An 11,563-nucleotide genomic window follows, 5' to 3' on the forward strand; every position below is an offset into this window, starting at 1 on the left:
GGATAACTGCTGCCTTGCTGTTGTTTAAGGGACTTAGCCCCGGAGCATAGGTGCCGAAGATAATCCGAAGCGGACAAAGGCATAGCGGTCCTGATAGACATGGTCTCCGGCTCCAGGTCTTTGTTGGTCCAGCCGGGCTTATCCTTGAAGCTGCCCGGACCTACCTTGTAGACCTCACCTTGAATATGATGATGCGGCCGAGCAGATTGCGGCAGCTGCCGGTCAGTTCCAGCCGTATCCGGTTCTCTCCTGCATGCAGCAGCCCGAAATACCTGCGGTATACGGCTCTTCCGAATTCCAGCTCGAAGGACCACGGCAGCCTGCTTCTGGCGAACTGCGGCTCATCCGTGAAGATGCCCGGCAGGGCCATCTCCACCGGATAACGGAACGGCGGCTTCTCCCAGGCGAGCATCTTCTGCTGATAGGCAATGCCTTTGGCCGGAACCTCACCGTCCGCGAAGCCGCTGGGCCAGCCGTTCTCATCATAGAACCAGGCGTTCATGCCCAGCTCCCGGCTCTTCACAATCGAGAGGCGGATCGCCTCCATCCAGGCTTAGCCCATATACGGGGTCTGTAGTCCGCTGCGGGCGTGCATGAAGAACCCGCCGATCCCGGCTGCATGCATCTCTTCGATCTGCCGCTTCAGCTCGGCCGGCTCCAGCTTGTCATTCCAGGACCAGAGCGGTGCAGACCGGTATTCTGCCGCAGGATTGGCCAGCTTCTCCCACAGCTTGCTCAACGCCCGTCCTCAGCCCTTCAGGCAGTAGCTGATCAGATCGTCCACATGGGCCGTAGCCAGGCATTCAATTGTATCCGCAGAGCCGTAGTAGATTTTGACCTCACCGTTATCCTCCAGAATCATCCCGCCCGGAAAAATAACATGATTGCGGAAGCCCCCGTCAATCTCATAATCCGTCTCCGGTGCCAGCAGCGGCTGCCTGGCCATGCCGATAATCTTACGCGGATCTTCCAGATCCAGCAGCATGATGCCAGCGGTATACCGTTTCTTCCAGGTAGGCTCCCAGCCGTGCTTGCCTCTTGCCGGGTCGATATCCACCGCATGGAAGGTGGTCAGCCAGCCCTTGTCCGTTCTGACCGGAGGCGCAGCCGGACCGACCTTGTCATTGGCGAACGGCACCTGCTCGACAGCAAGCAGCAGGCTGGAATTCCCCCAATATCTGAGATCCGGGGACTCAGAGATCCACGCATCGAAGCGGTCCTGCCCCCCGCGGCTGTATACGGTGAAGGGACGCTCCAGCCGGACATAACGGCCGCCGATTGTCTCCGGGAACAGCACCATATTGCGCAAATCCGGTGTGGACAGGCTGAGCACCTCGAAATGCTCCAGATCATCGGTCACGGCAATCCCGCCGCGGATGCCATGCTTCGTATCGACGGCAAAGCACATATAGCAGCGTCCGCCGATCACCGTCAGGCGCGGGTCGTAGGCGCGGATAATCTCTTCGTCATGCATTTTGAATACCGGCTTCGGGCCGGCTGTCCAGGTCACCCCGTCATCACTGTATGCAATGCCGAGATCGGTCGTATGATGCGGCTCAATCGTCTGTTCGTCCAGCGAGCCGTAATCGTTGCGGAAGATCATCACGTATTTGCCGTTAAATTTCGTTACACCGGCATTGAATACCAGTGCGGTAGGGTAAGGGACCTTGGATGCATCCAGCACCGGATTCCCCGGATAGCGCTGAATGAACGGGGCGGATTGCAGAATAGCAGGAACCTGTAATGTCATGGGGTGTACCTCCTTGAATATAGTTAAGCTCATACAGCATCAGCAGGCATCTACCCTTTGAGGGAACCCGCCGTCATCTGCATAAAGGACTTGTTGGCAAACAGATAGGCGACGAGAATCGGCAGGATGGATAAGCAGGCGCCTGCCATCATGTAGTGGGTCTGGGATGCCGCCGATATCCCGTATTTCAGGTTCGCCAGGCCAACGGTCAGCGTCTGCAGCTCCGGCTTGGTCATGGTGAATACCAGCGGCAGCAGATATTCATTCCATGCGCCCCGGAAGGTGAATAAGGCGCCTACGCCGAGTCCCGGTCCCAGCAGCGGCAGTATGATTCTCCAGAAGGTCCGGCCCAGCGAACTGCCGTCAATCAGCGCGGCTTCATCCAGCTCTCTGGGAATCCCCTTCATGAAGCTGAGCAGAATGAAGAAGATGGAAGCATGCGCGGAGATCAGGATCAGAATGACCCCCCAGAGGCTGCTGTGCAGATGAAGCTTGACCATCAGATCGAATTGCGGACGCAGCACTACCGCCCCCACGGCAACGAACATGGTGAAGGACTGCAGGCCGATATATATTTTTTTGCCGACAAAATCCATCCGGTCCACCACATAAGCCGCCATGGATGAGACCAGCAATGTGCCGACCACCGCCGACAGGGAGATGATCAGGCTGTTCAGGGTGTACCTGGAGAAGTTCGCCTGCTCCCAGGCTTCGGAATAGTTGGAGATATGCCAGCTGCTTGGCAGGAAGGTTGCTCCGGTAGTCAGCTCGGCATTCGTCTTGAAGGAGCCCAGTATCGTAATCACGACCGGAATCAGGGTTATACAAGCAAAAGCCAGCAAAAATATCCAGAGCACAGTGTTGCCCAGTATGGTTCTTATTCTCATCTCGCGTCTCTCCTCAATCGGTCTGATTCATTCGTCTGGATGCATAGAAATAAATGAGTGAAATCATCCCTACGATTAGCGCGGACACGAAGGCGACCGCACTGCCATATCCGAACTCCTGCACCTGAACCGCCGCACTGCCGCCGCCGACAGGGAAGAATAATTTGTATAAGTACAGGAACATCACCTCAGTCTTGCCTACCGGACCGCCTTCGGTCAGGACCATGATACTCTCGTAGCCCTTCAAGGCTGTAATAATTGCCAGCATGATGACCATCTGCATGACCGGACCCAGCATCGGCAGCGTTACATAGCGGAACTGCTGGATTCTGCCTGCCCCGTCCAGAGAAGAGGCCTCATACACATCTTCAGGAATATTCTGCAGACCGGCGAGGAAGAGCAGCATATAGTTTCCGACCGCCCCCCACGCTGCCACGAGAATGACGGTGAGCATCGCATACTTCGGCCCCAGCCAGTCAACGCCGGTGTCCGACAGATTGAACTTGATCAGGAACTGATTCAGAATTCCGTTATAGGAGTTGAATATGGTGAAGAAGACTACGGCCATAACAGCTGTACTGATAACGGTCGGCATGAAAAAAATCCCCCGCAGCAATTGTCTGCCCCGCAGCCCGCGGTTCAGAATAGCGGCCAGCAGCAGAGCCAGCGGAATGGTAATCAGCAGCTTGCCGCCTGCGTAGATGAACGTATTCACAACCGAATCCCAGAACTGGGTGTCCTTCAGGATGCGACTGAAGTTGTCCAGCCCGGTAAACCGGGCGGCTCCATAACCCTTATAGTCATAGAACATGTAACGGAACGCCCAGGCAATCGGATAGATTCCGAGTACAAGTGTCAGCAAGGCACTTGGAAAGATAAAGCTGTATGAGAATAAGGCATTTTTTGTTTTATTCATAGGGTCTTTCCGGCTCCTTTCCCTTGCGGTCAGGGCAGAAGGATGGAGAAGACTTCTTCCCCATCCCCGCTGCCCTGACCTGTATCTGTATGCTCAATCGCTATTATTTGGCGAACTTGCCGCCCAGGCTGGCCGGATCGAAGCTGGCATCGGGCTCAGCTTTTACACCGTCATTCTGAATTGCGCTGTCCAGCGCTGTATTGTAACGTTTGTTGAGGTCAGCGATAATCGCCTTCAGATCGCCGCCGTTGAGCATGTACTTGAAGAAGGCGTCATCCGATTTCATGCCCTCGGGAGCAACCGCCGGATAGACCGGCCATACCCCGTCATACTTGTTCGGCAGGAACCCTTCAATACCGCTTACATCCGGCGTTTTGGCTACCGAGCTAACCGATGGAACCATGGAGATACCGAAGCCTTTTTCCTGATAATCCGTCAGCACCTGATCGTCATACATGAACTGCATGAACTTCCATGCCGCTTCCTTATTCTCCGATTTGGAGCTCAGACCCAGCCATTGGCCGCCGAGGAAGCCGGAAGCGCCCTTCACATTGCCGTCGATCGTAGGAGCCGGTGCGGCTGCCCAGTCAATTTTGGCCGGGAACTGATTCTTGTAGACGCCCGGCTCGGAGGAGTAGGACAGATACATCCCGATCTTGCCTTCCGCGAACTGTGCCCGCAGCGGATCGATATCCAGGGATTCTACGCCCGGAAGCATGCTGCCGTCATCCTTAATCTGCTTGAACGCATTGATAATAGGCTCGAAGCCGCTGAAGTCGTACCGTGCGGTCTTGAAGTCATACCCGAAGCCGCCGAAGCCGCTCAACTCCGCAATGACCCGCGAAGAACGCGCGAACGCACTGCCGGGACTCTTGAAATTCTGTGCAAAGCCGTAAGCGCCGTCCGCCTTGCCCGCTTCCGTCAGCTTCTTGGCTGTATCCACCAGCTCCTGCAGGGTAGTCGGCGGATGCTCAATGCCTGCTTTGGCGAACAGGTCCTTGTTGTACACCAGACGCATTGTTGTTCCGTAGTTCGGCAGACTGTAACGTTTACCTTCGAATTCGTTCAGATCCGGCATAGCCGGGAACTTCGTCTTCAGCTCATCGGTGAGGAATTCATCAATAGGAGCGAGGAAGCCTTTTTTGTAGAACGTCTGGATGGTATTCTCCTTCACCCGGATCACATCCGGCGCATCCGAGGTCTGGAAGGACAAATCCAGCGCCGTATCGAAGTCGTCGCCCTTAACGACCAGCTCCACCTCAATTCCGTCGGTGTTGGTTTCGTTGAACTTGGCAACCTGTTCTTTCACAAATTCGGCATCATGGCGGTCGCCCGTCCAGTAGCTGATTTTAGTCTTTGCCCCTGAACCTGAACCGCCTGTTCCTGCATCTCCTGTGCCTTCTGCTGCATTGTTACCGTTGCCGCAGGCTGCCAGGCCAAGTGCCAGAACCAGGCTTACAGAGGTCATAAGCGTACGCTTCATCATTGGTAGTGCCCCCTTATTTATCGCTGCTGAAATTAACTTACAACCTGATTATAGAATGAGCAGCGCTTACACATAAGGCGGGTAAGCCCACATTGAGGGCAGGTTTTTGCGGGAGTTGCCAGAGCTGCTGACAGGCTGAAGCCCCTGAAGCGTCCCTGTACACAAAAGGGAGCGAATCCCCGCCACGGCGGAAATCCCTCCCTTGTCCCTCTTAATCTTTGCCCAGGTAATGCAGTTTGAACTCCGACGGGGTCATGCCCGTGTACTTCTTGAACACCTCGCTGAAGTACCGCCTGTGCTCATAACCAAGATCGAGGGCGATCTCCTGCACCTGCAGGCCGTCAATCAGCATCGTCTTGGCCTTCTCCATCTTCTCATGCATCACATACTGCTGGAACGAGACCCCTTGCACCTTCTTGAACAGATTGGAAAAATAGCCCTGGCTGAGGCTGATCTGCCTCGCGACCTGCTCCAGCGACAGACTGGTGTTCAGATGATCCCGGATATACGCCTTGGCCTGCTGAATAATCCGCGTGGATTCTACGGAGCGCGCTTCCTCCACCAGGGAGCAGGCCGCCCGGCACAGGTGGTCAAGCAGACCGCGGATATCCTGCAGGGACGGATGTATGCGGTTCCTCATCACTTCAATGCTGCGCTCCAGCGGCTCTACCTGCTCATACGGGAACTGCTCCAGCATAACGCGGCAGATCCGGAAGCTCAGCTCATAGCCCACGCTTTCAACATAACGCGGCTCGGGCAGCAGCTCATTGTCCAGCAGCTCTGCGAACAGCTGATCCAGCACCTGCAGGCTTTTGCCGCTATTCCCGGAACGCAGGGCGAACAGCAGCTCCTGCTCGGCGGCTGCGGAATAGCTGTGAAGCGCGAGCGGCTTATTCTCGATATCGCCGTAGTTGTACACACCGTTGCCGCCGGTATAGAAATGATACCCCAGTGCGCTGAGCGCCTGCCTGTATGCCGTTGCCAGTTCATGTATCGAAGATACGCCCAGCCCCATGCCGACCGAAAGTGTATTGCGCGAGAATTGGCTTACGTTCATGCAGCAGGCCTCCGTGATCCGCACGGCGGTGTCCGGGTCTGAGCCGTTGATAATGCAGACATAGCGGTCGGTATCTTCACGGATGATCACTCCGCGGGTCCAGGCGGTAATGGTCTCTTCGAGAATATTATGCAGGCTGAACCGCAGCAGCTCGATCTCCTGTACAGGCTGACCCATAAGCTTCTCCGCGAAGTGATCAATCTCGGCAACAAACACGAAGAAATCATGCTGCGCAAGGGGGATATCCAGATAAGCCCATCTGGACCGGGCATCTGCCTCCGTCGTCTGATGATGCAGCAGGAAGGTCAGGTATTCCTGGCGCAGGATGGGCATGCTTTCTTTGATTTTGGATTCCATCACGGCAAGCCTGGCCGCCTTCTGCCGCTCTTGCAGACACTGCTCCTTCGCCTTCAGCACCACATTCACAATCTCATCCAGGGAAAAGGGCTTCTTCACGAAATCAAGCGCACCCAGACGGATCGCTTCCTGGGCATAGGAGAACTCGGAATAGGCACTAAGAATAATAATCTTGCAGTCCGGCAGAAAATCCAGTATCGCCCGGGTCATCTGCAGCCCGTCCATTCTCGGCATGCGGATATCGGTCAGCACAATGTCGGGCCGGGTCTCACGGATCAACCGCAGCCCCTCTTCTCCGTCCAGCGCGGTGCCGGAGACATCAATGCCGTGCTCCTGCCAGGCCGGCTTGCGGGAGATCATCTCCACTACACTTCTGATATCGTCGATAATACACAGCTTGAACCTGTCCAGCTCCTGTTCCATCTTTATCTCTCCTCCCCCAGCGGAATCCATAGATCCGTCCGCGCTCCCTTGCCCGGTGCTCCGTCTATTTCCATGCGGGCGTCAGCCCCGTAATACAACGCCAGCCGGTGCCTGATGTTGAACAGGGCGTAGCCTTTTTGGGACAAGGGTGCAGTGTTCATGCCCTGCTTCACGCTCGCGGCATCCAGTCCCCGCCCATTGTCCTCAAGGCAAATATGCAGCATGCCCTGCTCTCTGCCCACCGTAATGTCAATTCTTCCACCCCCGGACCGGTCGCTGAAGCCGTGCTGGATGCTGTTCTCCACAACCGGCTGCAGCATGATCTTCGGAATCTGGCAGGCCAGCAGCTCTTCATCCTCCACGCTTACGGTATATTCAAACAGATCCTCATAACATTTCTGCTGAATCGCAAAATACTGCCGGACATGGGACAGCTCATCCTCCAGCGGGATCAGATCCTTGCCTCCGCTGAGGCCGATCTGGAACATCTGCGACAGCGCCAGAATCATCTCATTCACATCGTCGTTCTCGCCCATGACCGATTTGCAGTAGATCGTATTCAGCGTATTATACAGAAAGTGCGGCTCCATCTGCGCCGTAAGCGCACGGAGCTCCGCCTGCCGCTTGTCCTTCTCCTTGGATTTCACATCCTCGATCAGCGTCTTGATCTCCGACATCATCCGGTTGAACTGGAAGCCTACCTGGGCGATCTCATCCTCGTATCTGCTCTCATACACTACGCTGAGCTGGTTCTCCTCTACCCTGCGCATCAGCCGCCGTAGCTTGAACAGCGGCTTCAGCAGGGCTGAAGTCAGCTGATTGGAGATCAGCCAGGTGGTCAGCAGAAAGACGCCGATTACATACAGCGTTGTACGCTGCACCCGCTGCAGCTTACCCAGCAGCTGGTCCCGCGACTGCATGCCGGAGATAATCCAGTCCGGTGAGACTGCCGATCTTTTGTAATTCACCAGGTACTCCTTGCCGTCATAGGGGTAGGTATGCTCCTGCCCGGACGCCTCTTCCCCGTCCTCCGCCATCATGGGCCTCCAAGGGAACTTGCCGCGGAACGGCCAGCGGGATTCTACCACCGCATCCCCTTCGCCGCTCAGCAGGTAATAATTCCGGCCAAGCGGCTCTCCGCCCTGATTCAGCAGGCCGTCAATCCGGCTCTCCTTGATGTTGACCACAATATACACATTGCTGATCGGTGTATACGGATATTCATAGATTCCCCGGACCACGAACGAGATCACCCGCTGGTCGCCGGTGAACAACCGGTCATAATGCCCTTTGGCCCAATAGCCGCCCGGCTGCTCCTTGCTGAGATCATATAATTCCGAGCCGTAGAACGAACTATCCTGCGCGCGGATCTGCGTGGTGGAATAGAAGTCGCCAATCGGCGTAACAATCAGCACATTCTCGATAATCGGCTGATTGAACGTTGCCTGGGAGAGCACATATTGCAGCTCCGACAGATGCACATAGTAATTCGACACTTCATGGCTGAACACATCAATCATCATCTTCCGGTAGGCATCGCTCAGCATCAGGGACTGCACGGACAAGGCTACATCGTTCAGCCGGGAATCGAGCAGCTGGGTAGTTTTGCTTACCGTCTCCTGGCTGCCGGCATAGGCATTATCCTCAATCTCCTGGGCGGCTGTCCAATAAGAGAAGCTGCCCATCGCACCAATTGATAGCGTTATCAGAACAATAAAAGAAAACAGAATCCTCTGTTTGATTGATATCCGGTAATACCTGCCTGCGAGCTGCCGCCAGACTTGCCCGCAATAGGCTATGAATGTATTCATATTCTACCCTTCCTCCGCTTCGTCTCTCTGACCTGCCTAATCACACCGGAGACTTACAGCACTTGTCCCTTGTACAATACGGCGCGTCCCCGCCCGGCGTCAAGAGTAACGGATGCTGAGAGGTGTATGCTGTAACCCATCATAACTTTCTTAAATGAAGGTCCAAGAACATTTAGTGGAAATAGTACACCTAATTTCATGCTGCCAAGCGATCATATACAATTAGATGGATAAACGACACTTATTCAAGACAATTGTCCCGAAGTAGGCCAATCCAAGGAAACTAAATGTATTTTTCCAACTAATTCAGGAGAATAGTCAATTTCAAGGAAATTAAATGATCTTTTTCCACTTAATCTCCGCCAGTCGAACTGGAGCGGTAAAATTAATAATAGCAGCAGGCCCCCCGGTTACCAGAGGGCCTGCTGCTTAGTACAATCCTTTCCATCAACGCTCTGCGGATGGCTACAGCCGCCCACCCTGAAGCGCTGCCTTCAGCCTGCCGCCGAAACGGCTTCCCAGCAGCTCGTAGCCTTCGGCTCCCGGATGCAGGCCATCCGTGAGCAGGTGCCCGTCTTCCGGGCCGAACCATTCGAGGCCGTCCAGGTAATGCAGATGGCGGTCTCCCCGCTGATGCAGCAGCTTCACTGTCTCTGCGATCTGCCGCCGCATCAGCGGCAGGGTGAACCCGAGCTTGTTCTCCTCCGTCTCCCGCTCCGTCCCGTAGATCGGAGAGATGACGGCCAGCGGCGTCTCCTTGTGCTTCTCACGGATGGTCTCCAGCATGCCGATCAGCAGCGGCTTGAACATCCGCGGGCTGGAGGCGGCTGCACCGTATATATTGACTCCGACGCACAAGGTAATCAGTTCAGCCGGCAAGTCCCGGATCAGCCGGCCCGCCATCGGCTCCATCAGGCAGTTGCCGGAGAAGCCGAGATTGGTCAGATGATAGCCGCACTTCCCGGCGGCAATGACCGGCCAGGTGCGTGAAGGGCTGGACGCTGCCACACACTGGGTGATGGAGCTTCCATAGGTGATCCACCTTGGCCGTTGATCCGGCAGTGGTTCAGCAGCCGCCTCAGCTTCGATCTGCAAGCCGCTTAGCGTCATGCCGGTATTCTGCGGCAGATAGATGTCCAGCTCCTTCCTTCCGGGAGGAAGCCCGGTGAACAAGGCTTCCGTGCCGCCCGCCGCAAGCCGGAGCGTCTGGTGCAGCACCCCGCCGCTGAGACAATCCAGCGCGGCAGCCTCCGCAAGCGGACTGAACGACAAGGCCAGCGCCTTGGAGCCGGTGGCCAGCCGCAGCCGGATACCGGAGCAGATCTCCGCCTTGCCCCCGATCCCGTCCGGCGGATACAACTCGTAATCCCGGTAAGGAATACGCCAGGGCTTGATCCCCTCCCCCCGGTGCTCCAGTGAAACTGCGCCGTGAAACCATTCATCTGTCAGCGGAAGGCTCTTCAATGCCCTTCCCCTGCTTCCCTGCGGTCCGCACCGGTACCCGGAATGAAGTTCTCCCCCAGCCACACATCCTGATCCAGCAGCCGCTGCTGAAGCTCAGGGATCGAGATGCTGCGGGAATCCGCGCCATCCCGGAGCGCCAGCGATGCTGCCGTCCCGCAGGCCTGGCCCATCGAGAAGCAGTTCGGCATCACCCGCAGGGAGCCCTGAACCGCCCGGTCCGAGGACACGGAGCGCCCGGCCACCCACAGATTGCGGATGCCTGCGGGAAGCATGACCCTGTAAGGCACGCCGTGGGAGACGCCCGGCGGCAGATGATTGAAGGTCATATCACTCTTGCTGGTAGCCAGGTGGATATCAATATAATAGGCATTGCGGGCAATATCATCCGGGAAGGAACGCGCCGCAATGAAGTCGTCCACGGTCAGCATATAATCGCCCTGAATCCGCCGCGTCTCCCGGATGCCAAGCTGCTCCCCGCTCGCCACCAGATGTGCCGCCCCGAAGCCCGGCACATACTTCCGGAAGAATTCCAGCTGCCGCAGCACGGTCCGGCGGCCTTCGATGGCTCCGCGCGTAAGCTCCTCGGCCTTCGTTCCGTCTACCCCGAACACATGGCCGAAGTTGACCCCGACCAGATAATCACTCACCCAGGCCAGGCCGGAAATAGACTTGCGGCCTTCCGGGAGCGCCCCTTCAGCCATAGCCTGCTCAACCGTCCGGTGCAATTGCCCCGTATCTCCGGTTTCTTCCAGGAACCGGCTGAACTCCCTGCGGTCCACATTCGCCAGCAGATAACACATGCTGCCCGGCTGAAGCTCCCCTTCCCCGCCGCCTTTCTGGAACGGAACGCCCGACAGGGCAGCGATGTCCCCGTCACCCGTGCAGTCGATAATATACCGGCAGCGGATGAAGGACCGCCCTGTTTTGTTAACAATAATCACGCCCTCGACACTCTGCCCATCCGGGGACAGCAACACATCATAGACAAAGGTATGGAACAGCGGGGTCACACCGCTCTCAAGAATGGCATCGTCATAGACGCGCTTAAGCACTTCAGGATCAATCGGCACCCAGTCCAGCATTTCGCGGTATTCCTCCTGATAGCCGGGCCCGCAGGCCTGCTTCATCCGCTCCATCAGCTTCAGGCCGAGGCCGCGGATAATCGGCTTGACCTTGTCCGTGTAGGGACAGAAGGCAGGCACAAGCGCTACAGTCCCCATGCCGCCCAGATAACCCCGCTGCTCTACGATCATCGTGCTTGCACCGCCTTCGGCAGCCGCGATGGCGGCGGCAATCCCTGCCGCTCCCCCGCCGATCACCAGCACATCCACCTCGCGGGAGACCGGCACCTCTGCCGCCGGCAGCGTTATATGTCCGTAACTCATATCTCCGTGATTCATAATCGCCCTCCT

At 56.6% G+C, this 11,563-nt stretch carries 10 protein-coding genes; all 10 read right to left on the reverse strand.

The window, feature by feature from the left end:
- Nucleotides 1-160: 160 nt before the first annotated feature.
- The 10 genes from HQN87_RS30600 to HQN87_RS30645 all read right to left on the reverse strand — a co-directional run bounded on the left by HQN87_RS30600 (nt 161) and on the right by HQN87_RS30645 (nt 11,551).
- The gene (locus HQN87_RS30600; RefSeq protein WP_173140889.1) at nt 161-547 is read right to left on the reverse strand and encodes a hypothetical protein; all 387 of its coding nucleotides are present in this window, start codon (nt 545-547) and stop codon (nt 161-163) included.
- Between the two features lie 6 nt (nt 548-553).
- Nucleotides 554-739, reverse strand: coding sequence for a hypothetical protein (locus HQN87_RS30605; protein WP_173140891.1), 186 nt, complete (start codon nt 737-739; stop codon nt 554-556).
- 9 nt (nt 740-748) lie between these two features.
- Complete coding sequence (locus HQN87_RS30610) at nt 749-1,750, reverse strand: glycoside hydrolase family 130 protein (protein WP_173140893.1); 1,002 nt, start codon at nt 1,748-1,750, stop codon at nt 749-751.
- A 50-nt stretch (nt 1,751-1,800) separates the two neighbouring features.
- Nucleotides 1,801-2,637 carry a carbohydrate ABC transporter permease gene (locus HQN87_RS30615; protein ID WP_173140895.1) on the reverse strand — a complete coding sequence of 279 codons (837 nt, stop codon included), beginning with the start codon at nt 2,635-2,637 and terminating at the stop codon, nt 1,801-1,803.
- 13 nt (nt 2,638-2,650) lie between these two features.
- Complete coding sequence (locus HQN87_RS30620; protein ID WP_173140897.1) at nt 2,651-3,553, reverse strand: carbohydrate ABC transporter permease; 903 nt, start codon at nt 3,551-3,553, stop codon at nt 2,651-2,653.
- 103 nt (nt 3,554-3,656) lie between these two features.
- Complete coding sequence (locus tag HQN87_RS30625) at nt 3,657-5,039, reverse strand: ABC transporter substrate-binding protein (RefSeq protein ID WP_173140899.1); 1,383 nt, start codon at nt 5,037-5,039, stop codon at nt 3,657-3,659.
- Between the two features lie 211 nt (nt 5,040-5,250).
- Nucleotides 5,251-6,876, reverse strand: a complete 1,626-nt coding sequence (locus HQN87_RS30630; RefSeq protein WP_173140901.1) for a response regulator — start codon at nt 6,874-6,876, stop codon at nt 5,251-5,253.
- A 2-nt stretch (nt 6,877-6,878) separates the two neighbouring features.
- Nucleotides 6,879-8,687 carry a cache domain-containing sensor histidine kinase gene (locus tag HQN87_RS30635; protein WP_173140903.1) on the reverse strand — a complete coding sequence of 603 codons (1,809 nt, stop codon included), beginning with the start codon at nt 8,685-8,687 and terminating at the stop codon, nt 6,879-6,881.
- A 465-nt stretch (nt 8,688-9,152) separates the two neighbouring features.
- Nucleotides 9,153-10,151, reverse strand: a complete 999-nt coding sequence (locus tag HQN87_RS30640; RefSeq protein ID WP_173140905.1) for an SGNH/GDSL hydrolase family protein — start codon at nt 10,149-10,151, stop codon at nt 9,153-9,155.
- Nucleotides 10,148-11,551: an FAD-dependent oxidoreductase gene (locus tag HQN87_RS30645; protein WP_254075735.1), complete on the reverse strand. Its 1,404-nt coding sequence runs from the start codon at nt 11,549-11,551 to the stop codon at nt 10,148-10,150. Before HQN87_RS30645 ends, HQN87_RS30640 begins: the two co-directional genes overlap by 4 nt.
- Between the last annotated feature and the right edge of the window lie 12 nt (nt 11,552-11,563).

Source organism: Paenibacillus tritici (assembly GCF_013204885.1).
Lineage (GTDB): Bacteria > Bacillota > Bacilli > Paenibacillales > Paenibacillaceae > Paenibacillus_AQ > Paenibacillus_AQ tritici.